Origin of the sequence: Cohnella endophytica (assembly GCF_003628305.1) — a bacterium.
Classification (GTDB): Bacteria; Bacillota; Bacilli; order Paenibacillales; family Paenibacillaceae; genus Cohnella; species Cohnella endophytica.
The window spans coordinates 35,126-58,833 of the sequence record NZ_RBZM01000008.1 but is presented as its reverse complement, the minus strand read 5'-3'; the positions used below and the strand labels follow the sequence as shown (position 1 = coordinate 58,833).

21 protein-coding genes, 1 tRNA gene and 1 other RNA gene are annotated in these 23,708 nt (G+C 51.7%); 8 read left to right on the top strand and 15 right to left on the bottom strand.

Annotated elements, in window-relative coordinates:
• Positions 1 to 8: 8 nt before the first annotated feature.
• Positions 9 to 1,091 carry a DUF5677 domain-containing protein gene (locus D7Z26_RS18510; RefSeq protein WP_120978512.1) on the bottom strand — a complete coding sequence of 361 codons (1,083 nt, stop codon included), beginning with the start codon at positions 1,089 to 1,091 and terminating at the stop codon, positions 9 to 11.
• Between the two features lie 316 nt (positions 1,092 to 1,407).
• On the opposite strand from D7Z26_RS18510, the gene D7Z26_RS28125 reads away from it, so the two are divergent.
• The 3 genes from D7Z26_RS28125 (at position 1,408) to D7Z26_RS27965 (ending at position 2,655) form a co-directional block, all read left to right on the top strand.
• On the top strand, positions 1,408 to 1,500 hold the full coding sequence (locus D7Z26_RS28125; RefSeq protein WP_120978830.1) for a hypothetical protein: 93 nt from the start codon (positions 1,408 to 1,410) through the stop codon (positions 1,498 to 1,500).
• A gap of 79 nt (positions 1,501 to 1,579) precedes the next feature.
• On the top strand, positions 1,580 to 2,536 hold the full coding sequence (locus D7Z26_RS18500; RefSeq protein WP_120978511.1) for a hypothetical protein: 957 nt from the start codon (positions 1,580 to 1,582) through the stop codon (positions 2,534 to 2,536).
• On the top strand, positions 2,533 to 2,655 hold the full coding sequence (locus D7Z26_RS27965; RefSeq protein ID WP_267901013.1) for a hypothetical protein: 123 nt from the start codon (positions 2,533 to 2,535) through the stop codon (positions 2,653 to 2,655). The genes D7Z26_RS18500 and D7Z26_RS27965 overlap by 4 nt, the downstream gene beginning before the upstream one ends.
• A 604-nt stretch (positions 2,656 to 3,259) precedes the next feature.
• Here the strand turns inward: D7Z26_RS27965 and D7Z26_RS18495 are convergent.
• The 8 genes from D7Z26_RS18495 to D7Z26_RS18460 form a co-directional block, all read right to left on the bottom strand.
• Positions 3,260 to 3,790 (bottom strand): hypothetical protein, encoded by a 531-nt coding sequence (locus D7Z26_RS18495; RefSeq protein ID WP_120978510.1) that lies wholly within the window; start codon positions 3,788 to 3,790, stop codon positions 3,260 to 3,262.
• Between the two features lie 1,058 nt (positions 3,791 to 4,848).
• Positions 4,849 to 5,210, bottom strand: a transfer-messenger RNA (tmRNA) gene (gene ssrA, locus D7Z26_RS18490).
• A gap of 146 nt (positions 5,211 to 5,356) precedes the next feature.
• A complete protein-coding gene (gene smpB / locus D7Z26_RS18485) occupies positions 5,357 to 5,845 on the bottom strand; it encodes an SsrA-binding protein SmpB (RefSeq protein ID WP_120978509.1) in 489 nt (162 codons plus the stop codon).
• A gap of 139 nt (positions 5,846 to 5,984) precedes the next feature.
• Positions 5,985 to 6,920, bottom strand: a complete 936-nt coding sequence (gene pyrB, locus D7Z26_RS18480; protein ID WP_120978508.1) for an aspartate carbamoyltransferase — start codon at positions 6,918 to 6,920, stop codon at positions 5,985 to 5,987.
• Between the two features lie 151 nt (positions 6,921 to 7,071).
• Entirely contained in the window at positions 7,072 to 9,969 is a 2,898-nt protein-coding gene (rnr, locus tag D7Z26_RS18475; RefSeq protein ID WP_120978829.1) for a ribonuclease R, read from the bottom strand.
• A 171-nt stretch (positions 9,970 to 10,140) separates the two neighbouring features.
• Positions 10,141 to 10,377: a preprotein translocase subunit SecG gene (gene secG / locus D7Z26_RS18470; protein ID WP_120978507.1), complete on the bottom strand. Its 237-nt coding sequence runs from the start codon at positions 10,375 to 10,377 to the stop codon at positions 10,141 to 10,143.
• Positions 10,378 to 10,490: 113 nt separating this feature from the next.
• On the bottom strand, positions 10,491 to 11,690 hold the full coding sequence (locus D7Z26_RS18465; protein ID WP_120978506.1) for a GNAT family N-acetyltransferase: 1,200 nt from the start codon (positions 11,688 to 11,690) through the stop codon (positions 10,491 to 10,493).
• A 201-nt stretch (positions 11,691 to 11,891) separates the two neighbouring features.
• Positions 11,892 to 12,686 carry a sugar phosphate isomerase/epimerase family protein gene (locus D7Z26_RS18460; protein ID WP_233567038.1) on the bottom strand — a complete coding sequence of 265 codons (795 nt, stop codon included), beginning with the start codon at positions 12,684 to 12,686 and terminating at the stop codon, positions 11,892 to 11,894.
• Positions 12,687 to 12,879: 193 nt separating this feature from the next.
• Between D7Z26_RS18460 and D7Z26_RS18455 the strand changes: the two genes are divergently transcribed.
• A complete protein-coding gene (locus D7Z26_RS18455; protein WP_120978505.1) occupies positions 12,880 to 13,620 on the top strand; it encodes a Bax inhibitor-1/YccA family protein in 741 nt (246 codons plus the stop codon).
• 145 nt (positions 13,621 to 13,765) lie between these two features.
• The gene (locus D7Z26_RS18450) at positions 13,766 to 14,875 is read left to right on the top strand and encodes an LCP family protein (RefSeq protein WP_120978504.1); all 1,110 of its coding nucleotides are present in this window, start codon (positions 13,766 to 13,768) and stop codon (positions 14,873 to 14,875) included.
• A 98-nt stretch (positions 14,876 to 14,973) separates the two neighbouring features.
• Here the strand turns inward: D7Z26_RS18450 and eno are convergent, their stop codons facing one another.
• The 6 genes from eno to D7Z26_RS18420 form a co-directional block, all read right to left on the bottom strand.
• Positions 14,974 to 16,266: a phosphopyruvate hydratase gene (eno, locus tag D7Z26_RS18445; protein ID WP_120978503.1), complete on the bottom strand. Its 1,293-nt coding sequence runs from the start codon at positions 16,264 to 16,266 to the stop codon at positions 14,974 to 14,976.
• A gap of 37 nt (positions 16,267 to 16,303) precedes the next feature.
• The gene (gene gpmI / locus D7Z26_RS18440; RefSeq protein WP_120978502.1) at positions 16,304 to 17,839 is read right to left on the bottom strand and encodes a 2,3-bisphosphoglycerate-independent phosphoglycerate mutase; all 1,536 of its coding nucleotides are present in this window, start codon (positions 17,837 to 17,839) and stop codon (positions 16,304 to 16,306) included.
• A gap of 1 nt (position 17,840) precedes the next feature.
• Positions 17,841 to 18,596 carry a triose-phosphate isomerase gene (gene tpiA, locus D7Z26_RS18435; protein WP_120978501.1) on the bottom strand — a complete coding sequence of 252 codons (756 nt, stop codon included), beginning with the start codon at positions 18,594 to 18,596 and terminating at the stop codon, positions 17,841 to 17,843.
• A gap of 10 nt (positions 18,597 to 18,606) precedes the next feature.
• On the bottom strand, positions 18,607 to 19,788 hold the full coding sequence (locus D7Z26_RS18430) for a phosphoglycerate kinase (protein WP_120978500.1): 1,182 nt from the start codon (positions 19,786 to 19,788) through the stop codon (positions 18,607 to 18,609).
• 161 nt (positions 19,789 to 19,949) lie between these two features.
• Complete coding sequence (gene gap / locus D7Z26_RS18425) at positions 19,950 to 20,960, bottom strand: type I glyceraldehyde-3-phosphate dehydrogenase (protein WP_120978499.1); 1,011 nt, start codon at positions 20,958 to 20,960, stop codon at positions 19,950 to 19,952.
• 112 nt (positions 20,961 to 21,072) lie between these two features.
• A complete protein-coding gene (locus D7Z26_RS18420) occupies positions 21,073 to 22,095 on the bottom strand; it encodes a sugar-binding transcriptional regulator (protein WP_120978498.1) in 1,023 nt (340 codons plus the stop codon).
• Between the two features lie 232 nt (positions 22,096 to 22,327).
• On the opposite strand from D7Z26_RS18420, the gene D7Z26_RS18415 reads away from it, so the two are divergent.
• The 3 genes from D7Z26_RS18415 to sda all read left to right on the top strand — a co-directional run bounded on the left by D7Z26_RS18415 (position 22,328) and on the right by sda (position 23,630).
• Positions 22,328 to 22,402, top strand: a tRNA-Arg gene (locus D7Z26_RS18415).
• A 136-nt stretch (positions 22,403 to 22,538) separates the two neighbouring features.
• A complete protein-coding gene (gene clpP / locus D7Z26_RS18410; RefSeq protein ID WP_120978497.1) occupies positions 22,539 to 23,141 on the top strand; it encodes an ATP-dependent Clp endopeptidase proteolytic subunit ClpP in 603 nt (200 codons plus the stop codon).
• A 231-nt stretch (positions 23,142 to 23,372) separates the two neighbouring features.
• The gene (sda, locus tag D7Z26_RS18405) at positions 23,373 to 23,630 is read left to right on the top strand and encodes a sporulation histidine kinase inhibitor Sda (protein WP_233567034.1); all 258 of its coding nucleotides are present in this window, start codon (positions 23,373 to 23,375) and stop codon (positions 23,628 to 23,630) included.
• Positions 23,631 to 23,708 lie beyond the last annotated feature (78 nt).

Genomic DNA, 23,708 nt, shown 5'->3' with positions numbered 1-23,708 from the left:
TCAAGTTGTTACTCGACAATAGCTTCCTCTCGTTTCCTGAGTTCCTTTTCTTCATTCTCAATATCCTCTTGCGTATCTACAAATTCGCTACATAACTCATAAAGAAAAAGTTGAAGTACCTTTGCTGCCAGTAACCTTTGATATGTAGGCTCGATAGTTAACAAGCATGTTGTTATTTGTACAAGAGATATTCCTGTATTTTGACCTGGAGTCGCTAATCCGTAATTAGAAGCACCAGGAAGTAAATGATCGACGTGTTTCATACTACCAAGTGGGAAAATGGTTCCAAGTGGACCCGAATGCACATAATTATTAGCCAACTTAAAATAGGTTCTCCAATGACTAAAGTCCATGCTTTCTTCTATATGCTTAAATGTCCGTTTTCCCTTTGGAAGTATTCCTAATGTCCATCCATATTCTTTTCTAAAATCCTCTCCATAACTTTTGACAAGTTCTTCTTTTCTCTCAATAATTTCCTGAACTGCTTCGTCTTCAAGCTTCTCATATCCGAGCTTCTCATAACTTCTTTGATACTCTAACATTTCGTTGTATCTCTCAATGTCCTCATACTCAACATAACGAATTGCAAGATCCTTTCCATGATGCGCGATAAAAAAAGCCGTTGTTGACACTTCGTGAAGAGTCCTCCATCTTGCAAGCGCCCCATCTGCATAGCCGGCCCGCAACAAGGTAAGCACCTCATGTGCTACTCTACAAGCTCTAGCATGAAGTCTAACTATCACTGAGCTAACTTGTAGATTATCTATTTCAGCATCTTCATCAAAAACATCCTCACAAAACTCCTCCCCACTTTCACGGGATAGTACGATAAGTGTCTCAAGCAAATTTAAGGCTTTTGACCATCTTCTCTGCAATCGAGCTTCGAATTCCTGACGAAGTAACCTATGATCCTCAAGCATATCCCCAGAGTTGGTTTTCAAATTATTGTAAATTAACTCCGAGGCTTCAGGTAGGCTTTTATTTATAGCATCTGTAATTACATTTGAAAGCTTTTCTTCATCATGAAGAATTTCAGGTTTATCCGTTATAAGTTGTTCTATTAATTTCCGCAACCAAGAATCTCGCTTCACTATGCTATTCCCCCCTTCTGTATATACCAAATTGATATATAGAATATCGCCAAGGTACAAATAGTCATATTCCGCGAAAGGGTTATTCCAACAACTGCAACTAGCGCTTGCGTTGAACAATCTAATAGCCTAGATTGCCTTTACTCGTGTTAATCCAGATCTCCCTTAATTACACAAAATTACCATCTGCTAATCTTCGACTACATGCGATCATTTTCCTGCATATGGATAAAATAAAAAGCGCTCACTTGAGCGCCAAGTCCTACTACTGTTTTTTATCATTAATTAAAGTCCGACGCATAAGTCATTTGAATGGATCATCAGCAAAGGAAGTCATCCAGCAATTATTGATGTGGACCTATGGAATGTCGCTCAAAGCAAATTAGAATTACGTAAATTGAAAAGGTAGGTATTACATTTGCGCATGAAACATATGTTGTTTACCCATTACCTACCATATAAAATCATAACAAAAGGAGGCACAAACAATGAAGCGCGAAGAACTTCTGAAAATGGCAGAGTCCGAAAATATATCACTCACACCAAGTAAACTTAGACGATATGTCGAATATGGTTGGATCGTTACAATTCGTAAAGGAAATGGACGAGCAAAAGGCGCCGCTCCAGCTTCATATCACGAGCAATCTCTACAAACACTTAGGGAGATAGCTAGACTTCCAGGGATCAAACAGCAATATCTAATCTTCACACTCTATTGGAAGGGATACCCTGTCGCATGGCATAAGCTCAAGGATGCATTACAGGAATACGTCATGAATATGGATTCTACTTTTATGACTACTGCCAAGCTGACAATAGATCCTGCTAATGCAGAATACGCCGCTACCATAATGGCTGAGGATGCTTTACCTACAAAAAAACCTGGAAGACCCTCAATAGAGGATGAGGCTGAACTGGAAAAACAACGCACAAAAGAAATCTCTTTTATGCACACTGTGTTTGGTATTATTCAAGACCTCAACACACCTAATTCCGTATCTCCTCAGACTCTGCTAAAATTCTTTAACTTTTTTGGACCACTACCTAATGATTCAGAAACAATCATTTCTCCTGCAACAGAGTGGATGAACCTTAAAAGGCTCTCACCATTTGTATCTCTAGCCGAAGAAGAAGATTTTGTTGAGATGTATAAGACCATCAAGCATTTACAAGAACACTGGTCAGAACTTAAGAAAATATTTAATCCATTAGAGCTCCCTTTCGTTAAAACATTTATGGACAAGCTCAATAGTTACAACCCAAATAGCACAAGGGATGGAAATATTCATTATAAGTGCTACGTCTTATTCGTCTTATTAACGTTACGACAACACACACAGATACAGGAGTTTTTACAGTCTGAAATCGCTCAAGAAATGCGTAAGGAAATTTGCATGCAGCTACTGCAATTATCTGAAGTCATGAAAGGAGGTGAAGCACAATGAGTAAAGTTGGCATCGCATTAGGTGGGGGAGAAGCATTGGGATTGCCTACCATAGTTGTAGGATTCATCCTTGGATTGGCATTAATCGGATTAAACACTATCTACAAGAGCAGCAAGTAAGACGGAATCTAATTTATAAGAATGACCGCAGGTATGCCTACATGGTATGCCTGTTTTTTTATACCCAAAAATAACAATACAAGGAGCTGTTCATCCATGAAAGTGGCCATCTATACCCGTTTTTCGTCTGATCGTCAAGCTGAGAAGGAACTATTCATCCCTGTTCAAGTTAAATCTATCCAGCTATATTGTCATGAGCGCGGATACACTCAACCAACATGGTATTGTGTTGTATCAAAAGAACATAAATGCTGACTGGGAAATGAATAAATAGAAATTGGAGGGGAGTGATGCCTCCCCCCTCTCTTTAGATCATTCGCAATAGGACATTACTTAGCATACTCCCCAGATGCTCGTATGTTTTTAGCTGCGCTTGTTTCCAATCACTAGTATTTCTAGGTCGAGCATGACCAATAAGATTCTTGAATGCCGCTCCACCTTGCATTAACTTTTTTGATATATCTTTCCCATGCTCTACATCATGCCTGAAGTTCAATCTGAGATGCTTCAATTTCCAAAGCGGGGATAGCAATTCATCATCATTATTTGCTATCCCCACTAATCTCTTTGCATCGCCTGAACCTTCATATAACATAAAGTAAAGTTAGTCTACTATATCAGCAAAGAGCATTTCATTCGCAGAAATTGTATTTGGAATCTTCAGGAAACCCAACATCATTTTTTGTGTCAATGTAAACAAAGCTACTCCATGAGCCGCTTGATGAATTTCATTAATATCACAGATGAGTCTAATCAACCTACAACCCAGTGTGTGTATAACAACAGGCAGTGTATTATTTATTTCAAAATCAGAAGCGCTAATCCTGCCTGCATACAAAGGTGCCAAATGACTGTTTAATGACGGAAATAGATTAACCGTTGAATAGTTTGCATCATTATCATCATTGGCATCAGAAATATTCCCCCATGCAATACTCTCAACTAACATCGTACTTTCCTCAATTATCGTACTAGCGGATTCTATTGTATCTTCTATAACATCAATAAGAGGATGTCTTTTATCTTCAATACTTACTAGCCTATTTATCTGTCTTTCAGAATAACTTGCATAAGCCTGAGGAAGCTTTGCTACTTCTAAAGCTATACTAGGTCTGTGTTCGTAAGTCTTTATCATTGCTACCTTTCAAGATAAACGAAGGTAACCTCATAGCTTCTGCGAAACCAGAAAAGTTATTCTTTACCACACTTTCCATTTGCATAATCTGCTTCAAATGCCTAAATGGAGCTGCATCAATCATGGGGTATATCTTTTACATGTCTTTAGTAATAGATAATATCCCTGATAAACTTTTCATTTGATCCTGTAGAGCTAATTGTGATCTTAGGAACTCAGTCGGCAAAGATACTGAAGCAGTTGCAATATTAAATCTATTCGTTTTAGTTATGTTACTAATTGAGTTAAATGAGGATAAAAGATCTTTGGAAATAAGGGAATTCGCTAATCCCTTTTGTTTAAACACAGACTGAAATGCTACTGATGATTGTAGTGGTGTTATCAACTTTTTCTTATTACCCACTTCTAAATCCCACCCCAATTATATCTTGACTGACTAGATTAACACGAAATCATTCCATAATCTACCACAACAATATGCTCTAATATGTATCGCACTTGTCTATGTACCCTGTGAGAGACTGTCATGCTTTTCAACAACAGAGGTAACCGAAATCCCAGTCATAGCAACGCATTCCAGCCACCGTGAACATTCAAAAAAGCCCAAAACATAAACACCTAGCACGGTACTCCCTCAAAGGTTGGTGGAGGCGAGGAGAGTATCCAATCCCTGAATAAAGTTGCTAAAGTAGCTGACTCGACGATGACAATCTTAGCGGTAGAATTGAATTGCGTGCTCAGTCCGCCCCGCTACCTTCCGCGCGATCGAACCCCATTGTCCTCCTTCGGATTCAGGTAATCGACCCGATGGTACTTCGCCTTACAAACCGACTCACTGCGTGTCGGTTTTCGGCGGGCGGCGAGGGGGTATCCCATTCTTGATTTAATTAGCTGACGAAGATGATTCGCGGATGACGTTCTTAGCGGTAGAATGAGATGCCGTGCTCGTCCGCTGCGCTCCCTGCGCGCGGAACGTACCCCATTGTCCTCCTTCAGACTGGGGCGACTCCCCGTTTCTTTCCACACAAAAACCCGACCTCATGCGGTCGGGTTTCTCGTGGTGGAGGCGAGGGGAGTCGAACCCCTGTCCGAAGACAACGCCACATGTGCTTCTACGGGTGTAGTGACAGATTTGATGTCACCCTAGAGACTCCCTGTCACCGGATTCCCTTCGGGTCAGCCTGATTGTCTTCTTCCGCTAGCCCCAGGCGGAGACTAGACGGCGTATCCCACTAAAGTTGGCCCCTATCCCGCCACATGGGCGATGGAGGGTAGAAGCTTAACAGTCAGTTTCTTAGGCTGCTGCTAAAGTTGGTTGTTGTTTGCCGTTTAATAGGCTTTCCGCGTTAGTGAAGCAGTCGCAGCCCTACTACCCGCTACCCACGCTCGTTCTATCCCCGTCGAATCCATAAACGCCCCCGAAAAGCTGGTCGCCACCGCCGAAGCGGATGGAATGCCAGGAAAGCTCTCCCCTGAGGAAGAGTCGAACAAACGAACTTACAAGATCTATTATAACACGTGCGTATTACCCTATGCGAAAATGTTACTGCCAATGCTGCCACTTCATTACTTGTAGCTGCTGACCTTCTGTTTCTCACGAAGGATGCGCTGGATGTCCCGTTGGGAATCCCGCTTGGCATCGGCTTGGCGCTTATCGAATTGCTTCTTCCCTTTACCAATCCCGATCAAGCATTTGGCATAGCCATTCTTGATGTAGACGCGAAGAGGAACCAAAGTGTATCCGTCGCGCTTAACTTGGCCGAGCATCTTGTGAGTTTGAGCCTTGTGTAGCAATAACTTGCGAGCCCGGGTCGGATCGACCGGATTGTGACGATTGCCTTGCTCGAAAGGGCTGATGTGCATGTTGTGAAGGAACATCTCGCCGTTACGAATCGTCGCGAAAGCATCGCCTAGCTGAGCACGGCCGTTACGAAGGGATTTGATCTCCGTACCGGTCAGAACCATGCCGGCTTCAATGGCTTCCTCGATGAAGTAATCGTGAGAGGCCTTCTTATTCTGCGCTAACGGCTTGTCGAACCCGTCTTTCTTGCTCACTTTCCTTCACCTGCCTCGCCTATTGTGTCGCCGATGGAGCGATTGGACCGCTGCCAATAATGACCTATCCATTGCGCCCGGACATTCATTATAGCACGCGCCCACCCGCCCCATCAACAAACCTACGCTACCGCGTTTATTATGCCTTTTTCGACTCGGTCAGAGCCTTGTCGAGAAGAGCCATTCGGATGTACACGCCGTTGACGGCTTGGCGGAAATACGCCGCGCGAGGGTCGGAATCGACTTCCTCCGAGATCTCGCCTGCTCTTGGCAACGGATGAAGGACGATGGCGTCCGGACGCATGCGGGACAGAAGCTCGGCATCCACGATATACTGGCCGGATGCTTTCTCGTACTCCTCGACGGACGGGAAGCGCTCCTTCTGGATCCGCGTCTGGTACAGCACGTCGATCGAGCCCGCGACGGAGTCCAGATCGGTCGTTTCCTGATAGCGAATGCCCATCTTATCCATGTACTTCTTGACGTCTTCCGGAATCCGCACGTTGTCCGGGGAGATATAGTACACCATTACGTCCTGATAATTGGCCAAAATATAGCTCAGAGAGTGGACCGTCCGTCCATACGCGAGATCCCCGACCATGGCGATCTTCAGTCCGTCGATCTTGCCGAATTCCTTGCGGATCGTGTACGCGTCCAGCAAGGCTTGCGTAGGATGCTCTCCCGCTCCGTCGCCGGCGTTGATGACCGGAATGTCCGCTACCGCCGCCGCGCGCTTCGCAGCGCCGATCTCCGTGTGCCGCATGACGATGACGTCGCTGTAGCCGCTAATGATCCGGATCGTGTCCTCCAGCGTCTCGCCCTTGATCGCGGACGAGAATTGCGACGCGTTCTCCGTGCCGATGACGTTGCCGCCCATCCGCTGCATCGCCGATTCGAACGACAGCCGCGTCCGCGTGCTCGCCTCGAAGAATAGCGAGGTCATGATCCTGCCTTCATGCCGTCTGTCCCCGCCGTGAGCCACGACGCCTTCCATCTCCCGCGCGGCATCGAACAACTGCTCCAGCTCTTCTCTTCCGAACTGTTTGGCTCCAAGCACGTGATACAATTGTTTCATGATTTGTCAGCCTCCCCGACATCCGTTCACACCAAGTACTATCCTATAAGATACGGCGAACTTTGTAAAATGGAATCGTACGCCTTCCGAGACGCTTGTCCGCGTAAAGAAAGAGCCTTCCGACCCCTAGGGCCTGAAGGCTCTTGCTAGCTTACTCTTTCGGCTTCCTGCGTTTGGCCGGCTTCTTCTCGCCGCTCGGATTCGGCACGGAAGCTTCCGCCTTCGTAAAAGGCTTCGGAGCGCGTCTGGACACGCCGCCCGGCGCTCCTCCACGTCCGCCACCGCCGCCACCATTACCGCCGCGGCCTTTGCGTTTGCCGTACGAGGAATCCCCGTCCGTACCGTCATCCGTGCTCTTGTAGTTGCCCGAGCGCGGAAGTCCCCACATGTCGACTTTGCCGCGTCTGGCCGGCGCCGGACGATCCGCGACGACCGCCGATCCCGAGCTTGAGCTTCTCTGCGACTCGCCGCGATGGCTTCCGCCGTTGCTGCGATTGCTCGGAGCGTTCTCGTTGTTAGGGCGTGCTTCCTGCGTAACCTCTACATGGGCGCCTCCGGCTTTGGCTGCGCCGGACTTCTTCTTGCGCTTGCCGGTACCCGGAATGTTCTGACCTTTAACTTGATCATTCGCTTGGCCACCCTGACCGCCCGCCGCAAAGTCGCCGCCCTTAGGACGCGCTCCCCGCTCGCCGCGACCGCCCGCGCCTTGAGCGGACGCACCATCGCCACCGCGTCCGCCTCGGCCTCCGCGACCACCACGTCCACTACCGCCGCTGCTGCCGCCATCTCCGCCGCCAACGCCGACGAACCGACCCGCCGCGTTCATCTTTTTCCGCTTGCGGTCGAATCCGCCTCGTCCGCCGCCGCCAGGTCCGCGAGCGTCGATGAAGTTCACGCGGCTGCCGCTGCGCGATTTCATGTCGACCATCTCGAAATCGATCGTATGATCGCTCATGTTCACCCGGGCTACGCGAATCTTCACCTCGTCGCCGATCCGGTAAATCTTCGACGTCCGTTCTCCGATCAGAGCCATGTGAAGCTCGTGGAAATGGTAATAGTCGTCCGTCAGATCGCTAAGACGTATGAGGCCTTCTACCGTATTTTCCAGCTCGATGAACATACCGAAGCTCGTGACGCCGCTGATCATGCCGACGAATTCCTCGCCGATCTTATCCAGCATGAACTCCGCTTTTTTCAGCTTCTCCGTGTCGCGCTCCGCGTCGACCGCAACGCGCTCGCGGTCCGAGGACTGCGAAGCGATGTCCGGCATCCGGGCATTCAGCGAATCGAACCGGTTGTCCGGCAACGTACCGCCGTTCTCGAGCACCTCGCGCATGACGCGATGGACGACCAAGTCCGGATAACGACGAATCGGGGAAGTGAAGTGCGTATAATATTCCGCCGCCAGGCCGAAGTGCCCGAGCGATTCCGCGTCGTATTTCGCTTGCTTCATCGAACGAAGCATCATCGTGCTGAGCACGGTTTCTTCCTTCGTCCCTTGGATCTCTTCCAATAACGTCTGCAAGGCGCGCGGATGAACCGTATTGCCTTTGCCCCGCACCGCGTAGCCGAAGTTGCCCGCGAACTGCATGAACGTCATCAGCTTCTCGTTCGACGGCTCTTCGTGAATTCGGTACAGGAACGGCACCTTCAGCCAGTGGAAATGCTCCGCTACCGTCTCGTTCGCCGCCAGCATGAATTCCTCGATGATCTGCTCGGCGATCGAACGCTCCCGCTTCACGATCTCGACCGGCTTGCCTTGCGCGTCCACGATGACCTTCGATTCCTGGAATTCGAAGTCGATCGCGCCGCGGCGCATGCGCATTCCGCGCAAGCCCATCGCGAGGTCCTTCATTAACTTGAATGTATCCACCAGCTCCGCGTAACGCTCCGTAACCTCGGGATCCTCTTCGTTCAGGATTTTGCGAACGTTCGTGTACGTCATTCTCTCCGTCGTGCGAATAACACTCGTGAATACCTCATGGCGTACCCGCTTCATCGTGTCCGGCTCGAATTCCATCTCGCAAGACATCGTCAGCCGATCCACTTGCGGATTGAGCGAGCAGATGCCGTTGGACAACCGGTGAGGCAGCATCGGAATCACGCGGTCGACCAAGTAGACGCTGCATCCGCGATTGTACGCTTCCTCGTCCAGCTTGGACTTCTCCCGCACGTAATAGCTGACGTCCGCGATGTGTACGCCAAGCACGAGGTTGCCGTTCGGCAATCTCTCCACGTTCACCGCGTCGTCCAGATCCTTGGCGTCTTCGCCGTCGATCGTCACGATCGTCTTGTTCCGCAGGTCGCGGCGACCTTGCTTCAAGATCTCGTCTTCCGTAATCGTGTCCGGAGCCGCTTCGGCCTCGGCCAGCACGTCGCCCGGGAAGCTTTCCGGCAAACCGTGCTTACGGATAATGCTCAGAATATCGACGCCCGGGTCATCCTTATGACCGAGTACTTCGACGATCTCGCCCTCGGCGGCAGATCGGCCTTCCGGGTATGTGAGGATGTTGACGACGACCTTCTGACCCGTCACCGCGCCTTTGAAGCCTTCGCTGCGGATAAAAATATCCTTATTAATCCGTTTGTCGTCCGGCACCACGAAGCCATAGCTTTCGTGATTGGTGAACAAGCCAACGACCTGCGTGACCGCCCTTTTGACGATGCGCACGATCTCGCCTTCCAGCTTGCCGTTCTCGTTCTTCGCGGACACCCGCGCCAGCACGATATCCCCGTTCATCGTTCCCTTCATGTCGTTGGCATGAATGTACAGATCCGGGTGCTCCTTGTCGTCGGGAATCAAAAATGCGAAACCCTTCGGATGGGACTGGATGCGTCCCCTTAGCAAGTTCATCCGTTCCGGCACGCCGTAGCGGTCCGTACGGGTCAACAGAATTTTGCCGTCTTGCTCCATTTCGGTCAACAATTTCAGGAATGCCTTGAATTCGAATGCATCCTCTATGCCAAAATGTTTCTCGAGTTCTTTGTAAGTCATCGGTTTATAGGCGGTTTCCCGCATGAAATCGAGCAGCTCCTGCTCCGTGCACATCGGCATCCGTATCACCTCGTCCTATGTATAGTATACACACTTTGTGTCCTCGGCAACCGGATGAACCCCGTCATCTCATGCGCGATCCCAAAGTCTGACGGCTACGCCGTCTTCTTCGCTGTTCATAAAAAAAGGCAGGAAGCTCGCGCTCCCTGCCTGTTCTTCGCTTAATTAGTTCTTGACGAAATAAGCGACTACCAAAGATAGGATGAAAAATCCAACCGCCAGCCCGATAGTCAGACGCTGCAAGAACAGGTCGATACCGCGAGCTTTCTGTTTACCGAACAAGTGTTCAGCCCCACCGGAGATCGCGCCCGACAAACCTGCGCTCTTCCCGCGTTGCAGCAGAACGACGGCAATGAGTCCTAGCGAGAAAATCACCAAAATGACTTTAAGAACGACGTCCATCGCTTACACCTCCTAGTTGACCGATACAAAAACAGTATTCTCAGTTTATCACATTGCTCGGCAAGTTGACAACCTCTATTCCTTTTGCGAGAACCTGGAACTTCGTATCGCCTTTAAAAGAAGTCCATCAGATGGGTCGTCCGCTCCGGAATGCGCCGTTCAAGCAACGCTATACCGGCTTCCGGCCCGCTGATCCGCCCGACTTCCCGCAGCAAGGACGGCTTCCGATTGCCGGCCAACATCGCGGTCAGCGCCTGGATATCGCATGCGACCGCTTCCTCCGGAGTTCCCCAGCCCGCGCTCAAAGCCCCTTCGTCCTCGACCCGCATTAACCGCCCTTCCCCGTCCGCGCTCCACACCAGCCGGAACAAACCGTCGTTCCATGGCGCATGCGCATCGGACAACCGCAGCGAGACGGCTTCTTCCCGCGCCCCCGACGCCCAAGGGTACTGCCCTACGAACGCTTCTGCATCTACGATGCGCGACATGAAGTAAGGAATGACTTCTTGTTTGACTCTCGGATCGGCGAGCAGGAACGGAAGCGGATCGTCGATCGCCGCAACGAGGCTCGTCTCGGTAATCATGGAATCGTGATTCCCGACGAACGTCCACAGCGCCACGCGCGACGTCTCGGTCGTGCTGGCCCAGTCGTGGATCGTCATTTTCCCGCTCTCGATCTGGTAGAAGACGTAACCCTCCGGCTTATCGTCTTCGTTATAATACACGGCAAAGCTGCCGGTTTTGGTCAAAATTCGGTTCTCCCACCAGTCCCACGTTCTCACTAGGGTCCCGCTATAGAGCGATGCATAGGCGGTGTAGACGGCGTTCAGCAGCTCGATATCGGGCTTCGGCATGCGTTTGACCTGTCCGGGCGTCTCCAAACGAGGAGGCAACTTGCGGGTCTCGATCGTATATTTCTTGCGTTCGATCGTGAATTCATAGCCGAACTTGCGGTAAAAGCCGAAAGCGAACGGATGAAGCATGCTGATCGTTTGCCCGTTGTTCTTCATCGTCTCCAGCGTACGCACGAGCAGTTTGCTAACGCAGCCCTGCCTTCTGGCCTCCGGCCACGTGGCGACGCCCGCGATGCCGCCCATCGCGAACAGTTTTCCTTGAATCCAAGTCTCGAGCGGAATGAGCATTAATGCCGATAACATTTCCCCGTTCTCGTCGAAGGCTCCCCAGTCCTGCTCGGGCAAGTATTTTTTCCGTCTGGATTCCAAGCTCTCGGGCGTCAATTGAAATTGAAAAGCGAATTGGGACAACGCCATTCTTTCCTCGAAATCGTCCATCGTCAGCTGCCTGATCTCCATATCCGCACCATCCTAGTCCTTAGTACTCTCCTATTCCAACCTTCACCACACCATACTATCAAAAACCGTCTCCCGAAGTAAGGTGCAGAACAATCGGAATATCCGTCACCCCCGCCGGCTCCCCATCGAAGCTTGCACATACGCGCAAAGAAGCCCGGCATCAGCCGAGCTCCCCTTATCCTTGCATGTCTGTTATTAAGCTTAGATCCAACCGCGAGCTTTGAACCATTCGAAGTTCAGCTTCGCGCTCTCGAGCGAGTTCACGTCGTAACGCTCTTGCTCGATGATGACGTATTCCACGCCGACTTCTTCGCAAGCCGCCAACGCGGAATCCCAGTCCACGGAGCCTTTGCCGATCTCGGTGTCGGTGCCGTCTTCTTTGAAGTCCTTCGCATGCACGACAGGCAAGCGACCGGCGTATTTCTTAATGTAGGCGGCAGGATCCTGTCCGGCTACCTTCACCCATCCGAGGTCGAATTCGGCGAACAGCAGGTCGGAAGGAATCCGGTCGAAAATATGATCGATTACAAGCTTGCCCTCAACCGGCTTGAACTCGAACGCATGGTTGTGGTAGCCGAATTGCAGTCCCGCGGCCGTGACGATCTTAGCCGCTTGCTCCAGCGTATCCGCCATCTTGTTAACGGCATCAAGCGTCGGGTCGTCGCCGAGCGGATAATAAGGAACGATAAACCGTTTCAAGCCAAGTTCGTTCGCGTACTCGATTTGCTGCTTCAGGTTGTCCCAGATCGCGTCGTCGCCGACGGACAAGCCGATATGCGCGGAAGGCGCGTTCAAACCCGCGTCGTCCAGAGCTTGGCGAACTTCCTTCGCCGAATGTCCGTAATAGCCGGCCAACTCGACGTTGCGGTAGCCGATTGCTCCGATCTCTTTGATCGTTGCCAGGAAATCTTTTTCGCTGCGGTCGCGCACGGAATATAACTGAATGCCTACTTGCGGTTTACTCATCGTATGGACACCATCCCTATGATCATTCATTTGAATTCTCCTCTTTATTATAGGCTTAGGAACGGATTCCCACGATGAGGTTTTTTGTCCTCTTTATATGGGATTTTGAAAAAAGGCGCGCATCGGCCGCAAATTCAAATAAGGTACAATAACGTTTAACTTGTCTAAAAATTAACCCGCTATGATATAATTGGAATAATATAACTAAAGAGGTGGTTCACGAATGATAGGCCGCAGCGGCAACCCCACATTAAACGAAAAATCTTTCGAGAAGACGGGGCATTACGGCGGGTCCGAAAGAATGACGATCGATGGTACCGTGAATAAAGCGTTCATTACCCTTGCCATTCTGCTAGGCGGAGCCTTCGTTTCTTGGTCCATGTACTTCGATGGCCGTAACGTACTCCCGCTCGCGATCGGCGGTTTGATCGGCGGATTCATCCTCGCGCTGATCATCAGCTTTAAGTCGTCTACCGCGCCGTTCCTCGTTCCGATCTATGCCGTTCTCGAAGGCGTGTTCCTCGGAGCCGTGTCCGCGAACTACGAATCGGCTTACAACGGCATCACGCTGCAAGCCGCTTTGCTGACGATGTGCGTGTTCATCGCTTTACTGCTCGCCTACAAGGCGAGAATCATCAAGGCGACGGAAAACTTCAGGCTCGGAGTGTTCGCGGCCACCGCGGGAATCTGCCTTATGTATTTGCTAAGCTTCATCCTCGGCATGTTCGGCATCTCCATTCCGTATCTGCACGACAACAGTCTGATCGGTATCGGCATCTCGCTCGTGATCGTCGTTGTCGCGGCTCTGAATCTCGTCCTCGACTTCGATTTCATCGAACGGGGCTCGCAGCAAGGGGCACCCAAGCACATGGAATGGTACGGCGCATTCGGCTTGATGGTCACGCTTGTCTGGCTGTATCTGGAGATGCTTCGTCTCCTCGCCAAAATCATGAGCCGGGATTAAACGGCTACGTCAACATGCAAAGAGGGAGTAGGGCCACGGGCCCTACTCCCCTTTTTTTGCGATTTTCGCATTTTCTGGAACAACTTTCCTGACTTAATCGTCGTATTAATGATATTCATAATTTCGAAAAAGGATGGACGGCCGAATGGAACAACAATCCGCAACGCCCGCTCTCCCCACACCCGTACCTGCATCATCATCAGCACCTACATCTGCATCAGCATCTACATCTGCATCCACATCTAAACTTCTAAGATTCAAGAAGCTAATCCGTCGCCGGATTTGGTTGATCTCCGCGCTCGGCATCGTCCTTATTCTCGGCTCCGTCGCGGCGTATTACGTTTACTCGTTCTACTCCTTCGCGAACAAGATTTACGTCGCTCCGGAAGCTTCGTCTTCTCCGATCGCCACCGGGGACGACGGCTCCCCAGTCCCTGCCGAAGTCGTTGCCCCGCCCGAATGGAGCGGCGACGAACGGATCAACATCCTGCTGCTGGGAGGAGACTCCCGCGGCGTCAAGAGCAAGGCCAAGCCGCGCTCCGACACGATGATGCTCGTCTCCATCGATCCCGTGGACAAGAGCACCCATATGTTTTCCTTATTGCGCGATACATACGTCGAGATCCCTAGGCACGGCTCCAACCGGCTGAATGCCGCCATTACGATGGGCGGTCCGCTGCTCTCGATGGAAACCGTAGGCAACCTCGTCGGTTTACCGATCCACTATTACGTGTATACCGATTTCGAAGGCTTCATCTCGCTCATCGACGAGCTCGGAGGCATTGACTTCGAGGTCGACAAAACTATGAAACGGACCGACAACCAAGACGACCCGCGCTACAACATTAACCTGGAGAAGGGGATGCAGCATCTCGACGGTATCACCGCGCTGCAATACGTACGTTACCGCAGCGATGCCCTATCTGATTTCGCCCGTTCGGAGCGTCAGCGCAAATTCCTGACCGCCATCGCCGACAAAATGCAGCGCACGACCTCGCTGCTTAGACTCCCGTCGCTTCTGAACGGCATCGCGCCTTACATCGAGACGAACATTCCGCCAAGCGATCTCATCAAGTTGGCGCGGCTAGGCATGAAGCTTGATACGAGCCGCCTTGCGGGCATCCAAGTTCCCCAGAACGGCGCGTTCAAAGAAGAGACGATCGATAAAATGGAAGTTCTCGTTCCTAACGTCGAACAGATCAAGAGCTATGTTCAGGAGCAGCTTCAACCGCCGACGACAACGACAACGCCATAGAAAAAGGACGGACCGCGCTCGAAGCGCAAGGGTCCGTCCTTTTTGGTTGTCGTGCTGTCTGACCGAGGTGTATGGGATGCGCGGTTAAGCGCGGATTCTTACTTGAAGTTTTTCAAGTTGTTGAACGCTTTTTTGCCCGCGTAGATCGCAGTGGAGCCCAGACGATCTTCGATGCGAAGCAATTGGTTGTATTTCGCGACGCGGTCGGAACGGGAAGGTGCGCCCGTTTTGATCTGACCCGCGTTCGTAGCCACAGCGATGTCGGCGATCGTGCTGTCTTCGGATTCGCCGGAACGGTGGGAAATAACCGCAGTGTATCCAGCGCGTTGCGCCATCTCGATCGCGTCGAACGTCTCGGTCAAGGAACCAATTTGGTTGACTTTAACGAGGATGGAGTTACCTACGCCTTTTTCGATACCGTCAGCAAGACGCTCTGTGTTCGTTACGAACAGATCGTCTCCGACCAGTTGGATTTTGCCGCCCAATTTCTCGGTAAGCAGCTTCCAACCTTCCCAGTCGTCTTCGGAGCAGCCGTCTTCGATCGTGATGATCGGATATTTGTCCGCCCAGCTAGCAAGCAGGTCAACGAACTCGGCAGGCGTAAAGGATTTGCCTTCGCCTTCGAGGTGGTATTTGCCGTCTTTGAAGAACTCTGTGGAAGCAACGTCCATACCCAAGAATACGTCAACGCCCGGTTTGAAGCCTGCTTTTTCGATAGCTTCAAGGATCGTAGTGATCGCTTCTTCGTTGGAAGTGAAGTTAGGAGCGAATCCGCCTTCATCGCCTACAGCCGTGTTCAGGCCTTTAGCTTGCAGAACGCCTTTCAGGGAGTGGAAAATTTCCGCGCCCGTGCGAAGTGCTTCAGCGAATGTAGGAGCTCCAACCGGAAGAACCATGAACTCTTGCACGTCAACGTTGTTGTCCGCGTGAGCGCCGCCGTTGATGATGTTCATCATCGGAACCGGAAGCTTCTTGGCGTTGAATCCGCCCAGGTAAGTGTACAATGGAACGTCGAGAGCTTCTGCAGCCGCGCGAGCTACGGCGATGGAAACGGCCAGGATCGCGTTAGCGCCCAGCTTCGCTTTGTTCGGAGTTCCGTCGAGTTCGATCATTTTGTTGTCGATTTCGACTTGGTCAAGCGCATCGTATCCGATGATTTCCGGAGCGATGATCGAGTTTACGTTTTCTACTGCTTTCAGAACGCCTTTGCCGAGGTAACGGCTTTTGTCGCCGTCGCGAAGCTCGACTGCTTCGTATGCGCCTGTGGAAGCACCGGATGGAACGATCGATGTGCCCAGTGCGCCGGATTCCAAACGAACTTCTACTTCTACGGTCGGGTTACCGCGGGAGTCAAGAACCTCGCGCGCGTAAACGTCAGTAATCATCGTCATGAGAAACACTCCTTAATAGGGTTTAGATTTAGTTGGATTAAACAATTAACGTCTTGCCCGTCATCTCCGCCGGTTGAGGCAATTGCATCAACGTGAGCAGGGTAGGGGCAACGTCGGCAAGGATACCGCCTTCGCGCAGCGCGTGTCCGGCTTGCGTTACGATGCATGGTACCGGATTCGTCGTATGCGCCGTGAACGGACGCTCGTTATCGTCGATGACCATATCCGCGTTGCCGTGGTCGGCGATAATGACGCAGACGCCGCCTTTGGCCGTTACCGCATCGACGACTCTTCCAAGGCATTCGTCCGTTGCTTCGACCGCTTTGATCGTCGGCTCCAGCATGCCGGAGTGACCGACCATGTCCGCGTTCGCGAAGTTCAGGATGATGGCGTCGTGATGATCCGCCTCGATCTCCTTCACTAGCGCGTCCGTCACCTCGTAGATGCTCATCTCCGGCTGAAGATCGTAAGTCGCGACCTTCGGCGAATTGATAAGAATCCGCGTCTCGCCTTCCAGCACGTGATCGCGTCCGCCGCTGAAGAAGAACGTAACGTGCGGGTACTTCTCCGTCTCGGCGATCCGCAGCTGCTTCTTGCCTTGCTGGACGAGCACCTCGCCGAACGTATTGTCCAACTCCTTAGGCTTATACGCAACGAATCCGCCAACGGTTTCCGCGAACAACGTCATGCACACGAAGTACAGGTTTTTCGGGAAGCCGGGGCCGCGGTCGAAACCGCGAAAATCTTCGTTCGTGAACACGTTGGAAAGTTGAATCGCGCGATCGGGACGGAAGTTGAAGAAAATAACCGCATCCTCCGACTCGACCAAGCCGACAGGTTTGCCGTCCGCTCCTACGATGACCGTCGGCATGACGAACTCGTCGAATACCGATTTCTCGTACGATTCCTTGACCGCTTGAATCGGATCGACCGCGGACGGAGCGTCTCCGTATACCATGGCGCGGTAGGATTTCTCCGTACGCTCCCAACGCTTGTCGCGGTCCATCGCGTAGTAACGGCCTTGAATCGTCGCAACCTTGCCTACGCCGACTTCTTCGATCTTCGCTTGCAACTGGGTCAAGTATCCGACTGCGCTGTCCGGAGAGACATCGCGGCCGTCGAGGAACGCATGAATATAGACTTCTTCCAAGCCTTCCTTCTTAGCCAGATCCAACAAAGCGAACAAATGAGCGATGTGGCTATGTACGCCGCCATCGGACAGAAGACCGTACAGGTGAAGCTTCTTGTTATTGTCCTTCGCGTGCCTTACCGCTCCGACAAGCGTCGAGTTGTCGAAGAAATCTTCGTCGCGAATCGACTTGGAGATACGGGTCAAATCCTGATAAACGATCCGGCCTGCTCCGATGTTCAAGTGGCCGACCTCGGAATTGCCCATCTGGCCTTCCGGAAGTCCGACCGCTTCCCCGCTAGCCGTTAACGTCGTATGAGGAAAAGTGCTCCAGAACTTATCGAAGTTCGGCTTCTTCGCTTGAGCTACTGCATTGCCGTGCGTGCTAGCCCGAAGGCCGAACCCGTCGAGGATAATGAGCGCTACAGGTTTAGGTGCCGTCATCTTACTTCGCCCCTTCGACTAGTGCCACGTACGAAGCCGGTTCCAAGCTCGCGCCGCCTACGAGGGCGCCGTCGATATCGGATTGGCCCAAGTACTCGGCTACCGTATTCGGTTTTACGCTTCCGCCATATTGAATGCGAACTTTAGCCGCGACTTCGGCGCCGAATTGCGATGCGACTACGCCGCGGATATAGGCGATCGTCTCGTTCGCTTCCGCGGATGTCGAGGATTTGCCCGTACCGATTGCCCAGATCGGCTCGTATGCGATAACGGTGGCCGCTACTTGCTCCGCCGTAAGGCCCGCAAGTCCGCCTTCCGTCTGTACGCGAACGACTTCGTTCGTCGTGCCGGCTTCGCGCTCTTCGAGCTTCTCGCCTACGCATACGATCGGTACAAGATTGTTGCGGAAAGCCGCATGGGCTTTCTTGTTCACGATCTCGTCCGTCTCGCCAAAATATTGACGACGTTCCGAGTGACCGATGATGACGTAGTGAACGCCAAGATCTTTCAGGAACGCGCCGCTGATCTCGCCCGTAAACGCGCCGCTGTCTTCGAAGTGAAGGTTCTGCGCGCCGACTTTGATCGTCGTGCCTTTAACCGCTTCGATCAACGCCGGAAGCGCCGTGAACGGAGCGCAGATTACGCTCTCCACGCCAGCAACTTCGGCTTTACCTTTAACCTCGGAGACGAATGCAGTCGCTTCGCCAGCCGTCTTGAACATTTTCCAGTTACCCGCAATAATCGGTGTTCTGCTCATGGTTTCACCTCTATTTATCGTTCAGCGCAACGACGCCGGGAAGGATTTTGCCTTCCATGAATTCGAGCGACGCGCCGCCGCCTGTGGAAATATGGTCCATTTTATCGGCCAAGCGGAACTTCTCTGCTGCAGCCGCGGAGTCTCCTCCGCCGATTACGGTGTAAGCCTCCGTAGTCGCGCATGCTTGCGCGACAGCGAGCGTGCCTTTGGAGAAATCGTCGACCTCGAATACGCCCATAGGCCCGTTCCATACGACCAACTTGGAGTTCTTAATGACATCCGCGTAGATTTCGCGCGTTTTCGGTCCGATGTCGACGCCTTCTTTGTTCGCCGGGATGCCGTCGATGCCGACGATATCCATGTTAACGGCCGATTTGAAATCCTCGGACACAACGATATCGACCGGAAGAAGGAACGTTTTGCCAAGCTTCTTCGCCTTCTCCATGAACTCGAGAACGAGGTCAAGCTTGGAGTTGTCGCATAGCGACAAGCCGATTTCATGGCCTTGCGCCTTGAAGAACGTATAGGAAAGACCGCCGCCGATAATAATGTTGTCCGCGATTTCGATCATTTTATTGATAACGTCGATCTTGTCTTTCACCTTCGAACCGCCTACGATCGCCGTGAAAGGACGAGCCGGGTTGTTCAACGCTTTGCCGAGCACGTCCAGCTCTTTCTCCATCAGCAAGCCGGATACGGCCGGAATGTGGTGAGCGATGCCTTCCGTCGAAGCGTGAGCGCGGTGAGCTGCGCCGAACGCGTCGTTCACGAACAGGTCGGCCAACGATGCGAAAGCTTTCGCCAATTCAACATCGTTGCTTTCTTCGCCCGCATGGAAGCGCACGTTCTCGAGCAACAATACATCGCCGTCTTTCAGCGCATCGACTTGCGCTTGCACGCTTGCTCCGACGACTTCATCCGATTTAACGACAGGTTTGCCGAGAAGCTCGGACAAACGCGCCGCTACCGGCGTCAGACGCAAACTGTCGACGACTTCGCCCTTCGGACGGCCAAGATGGCTCGCCAGAATGACTTTCGCGCCTTTCTCGATCAAGAACTTGATCGTCGGCAACGTTTCGCGGATCCGCGTGTCGTCCGTAATCGCGCCGTTCTCCAACGGTACGTTGAAATCAACCCGAACAAATACTTTCTTCCCTGCAACATCGACGTCTCTTACGCTTTTCTTGTTCAAGAGTCAAACCTCCTCGGGTGGCTGTATATCTCCGGGCGCAAAGCTAGGCTCCTTGAGGAGCCTGCCCTGTGTCGGTCATAAGTATCTAGCTCATTGCAAAAGCGTGTCCCGGTTTGCAGAGCAAATCCGGGACGAATGCGATATGAACATGAAATTGTAACTTACAGGCCTTTGCTTGCGATGAAAGCAGCCAAGTCAACAACGCGGTTGGAATAGCCCCACTCGTTGTCGTACCAAGAGATAACTTTAACCATGTTGCCTTCAACGACCATCGTGGACAGCGCGTCGATCGTGGAGGAAGCAGGGTCGCCGTTGTAGTCGCTCGATACGAGCGGCTCTTCGGAGTAGTTCAAGATGCCTTTCAGAGGGCCTTCGGAAGCGGCTTTCAGAGCAGCGTTAACTTCTTCGACCGTTACGTTGACTTTCAACTCGGCAACGAGATCCGTTACGGATACGTTTGGAGTCGGAACGCGCATGGACATACCGTTCAATTTGCCTTTCAGCTCAGGCAATACGAGGGAAACGGCTTTCGCTGCGCCAGTAGAAGAAGGAATGATGTTTTCTGCTGCAGCGCGAGCGCGACGCAGGTCTTTATGCGGAAGATCCAATACGCTTTGGTCGTTCGTGTAAGAGTGGATCGTGTTCATCATGCCTTTAACGATTCCGAATTGGTCGTTCAATACTTTCGCGAACGGAGCCAAGCAGTTCGTCGTGCAAGAAGCGTTGGAGATGATTGTATGTGCGGATGGATCGTATTTATCGTTGTTAACGCCCATAACGATCGTGATGTCTTCGTTCGTTGCAGGAGCGGAGATGATTACTTTTTTAGCGCCGCCTTTAAGGTGAAGCTCGGCTTTTTCTTTCGCCGTGAAAATACCCGTCGATTCAACGACGATTTCAGCGCCTACGGAGCCCCAAGGCAAGTTGCCAGGATCGCGTTCCGCGAATACTTTTACCGTTTTGCCGTTAACGATCAACGCGCCTTCGCCAACTTCTACGGTTCCGTTCAATTTGCCGTGAGTCGTGTCATATCTCAGAAGGTGAGCAAGCGTGTTAACGTCCGTAAGGTCGTTGATCGCTACGATTTCTACGTTCGGGTTGTTCAGGGATGCGCGGAATACGTTACGTCCGATACGACCAAATCCGTTAATACCCACTTTTACTACTGCCATGATTGGTTTCCTCCTTGGAAATACGATGAGATTTTTTTGATCTATATGTCAGGCGCCGTAAGCGCCGAGACCACGATAACTATCATTACCCTATAATCGGGCAACCAAAAGCTTAGATGTGCTTCAATGCCTCGATAGCCGCCGCTTCGTCCGTTACCAGCACGTCGTCGTGACCGAACCGCATAACCGAAGCGATCGCCTCGCCCTTGCTGCTTCCCCCGGCGATACCGATTACGAGGCCTGCCGCCTCGATATCCTCCAAGCGTAACCCCACCGTCGCCATGCGATGCACGACTTTGCCGTCACGGTCGAAATAATATCCGAAGGCTTCCGCCAAAGCTCCGTCTTTGACCAGTTCTTCCATCGTCTCTTCCTTGAGCTTCCGGCGTCTGGCCATGGTCGCCGCGTCTCCGATTCCGTGAACGACGATGCGCGCTCCCCGAATCATATCCACGACTTCTCTGACATTGGGTTCCTGCATGATGGTCTGGTACGCTTCTTCGCTGAGATGATCCGGCACGTGAAGCATGCGATATCTCGCTCCGGCGCGTTTGGCCAGCTCAGACGCGATCGTGTTGGCTTGATAATCGACGCTTTCTCCCAACCCGCCTCGGGCCGGCACGAACCAGTTGTCTTTCATTTGATTCGAAGTGGTAAAGTGCGAGGCCATTCTCGCCATCGTCGATCCGCCCATTACCGCAACGACGTCGCCCGACGACAGGCTGTTCCCCAACACGCGGCTGCCCGCCCTGCCGAGTTCCACCTTAATATGTTCGGAAGTATCCGAATCCCCCGGCACGATCACGACGCGTTTCAATCCGAACGCTTCACGCACCGCTTCTTCCAAGTCCGACAGACCGAACAGTTCCTTGATGATCGGCTCCATCTCTTCGACCAGCTGCCGTCCGCTAGGACTGAGCGTCATGCCTGACACCGCCGTGTCCAACAACCCTTGCGCTCGAAGCACTTCCAGTTCCGAACGAAGCACGCGCTCCGTCATGTCGACGGCGGTTGCCAAGGTTCTGCGTCCGATCGTTCCCGCCAAATAGATGCGGTGCAGGATGTCGTAACGTTTCTCCATTACCTGCAATAGATCGGGAAGCAACTTCTTCTGAATGTCTACGATTTTCCGCATTCTTCCCGCTTACCTCCTGAGACCGGATGGCCCTCGTCGGTTACGAGGCGAATGATGAGTTAGTTGGACGTATTACGTCCCACCACTACGTTTTAAGTCCCACCTCTATTTTAACCAAATTTACTCCTTGTTGCAATACTTGTCGTACACGAAAATTACAAATTTAACTGCGCGTTTGTTACTTGCTTTTTGCTATTCCATCGCCTATAATAACTCTTGCTGCAATTAATGAGCGCCCGTGGTCCAACGGATATGACGCAGCCCTCCGAAGGCTGAGATTGAGGTTCGATTCCTCACGGGCGCGCCAACCCTACCACCTTATATCATTCAGCACAACCGACCGATCCATACGGTCGGTTTTTTTGTTGATATGAACTCTTTTCCGCGCGTTTGACGTTCTTTGACTTTTGCCTCCGGATTCGCTATGATTAGAAAACCAAATCATGAGGAGGGACGCCAGCATGAGTTTCGTACCTATGGTTGTCGAGCAAACCAATCGAGGAGAACGGGCCTACGACATTTATTCCCGTCTGCTCAAAGATCGAATCGTATTTCTAGGCACTCAAGTCAATGACGTGGTTGCCAACTCTATCATCGCTCAGTTGCTGTTCTTGGCGGCCGAAGATCCGGAAAAAGACATTCACCTTTACATTAATAGCCCCGGCGGCTCCATTACATCCGGCATGGCCATTTACGATACGATGCAATTCATCAAACCCGACGTATCCACGATCTGCGTAGGGATGGCCGCTTCGATGGGAGCTTTCCTGCTCGCGGCCGGCGCCAAAGGCAAGCGCTTCGCCCTGCCGAACAGCGAAGTCATGATCCATCAGCCGCTCGGCGGCGCGGAAGGACAGGCAAGCGATATCGAGATTCGCGCTCGTCGCATCCTCAAGCTGCGCGATAAGCTGAACGGCATTCTCTCCGAACGCACGGGCCAACCGCTCGAGCGCATCGAGAAAGATACCGACCGCGATAACTTCATGGAAGCGGAAGTCGCCAAGGAATACGGATTGATCGACAAAGTCATCGATAAAGTCATCTAATCCTCTCGACTACTTTCACCCCGATTCACGAAAAAGACCTCCTCATCGCCAATACGGCGCTGTTGGAGGTCTTTCTAATACCACACCCAATTCAATAAGTCAAGAAAAATTCAAAACTTTGAATGCCCTCTCTGCTAGCCAAACAATCCATGATATGCTGAAGCATGAGGTAATGTAATTTACCTCCAATTCTAGTCAGCACCTAGGAACTCTGGAAGAGGGGGGATCTCCATGCTCGAACGGTCCTATCCATATCTTGTCAACAAACCGGAAGTCGCAAAGCCTTCCCGAAGCGCCAACGAAAGCTCCATCGATATGGTGGCAGCACGTAGGCTTAGCGATAAAGCATCCCTGCTTCGCCCGCTTAAAGACGAACACTTGCTTGAAGTTTACAGGGAAGCGAAGAAAATGAACCTATCCAACGAATTCATCGAATTGCTCGAAGAAGCGATTTCCATTCGTCATTTGGAACATCGCCGCGAGGCTTAGACCCTTCGGGAATTCCACCCTGCCGAATAATTGCCGTCCCCGCTCCCGGGTGACGGCTTTTTTGTTTCCAGTACATTT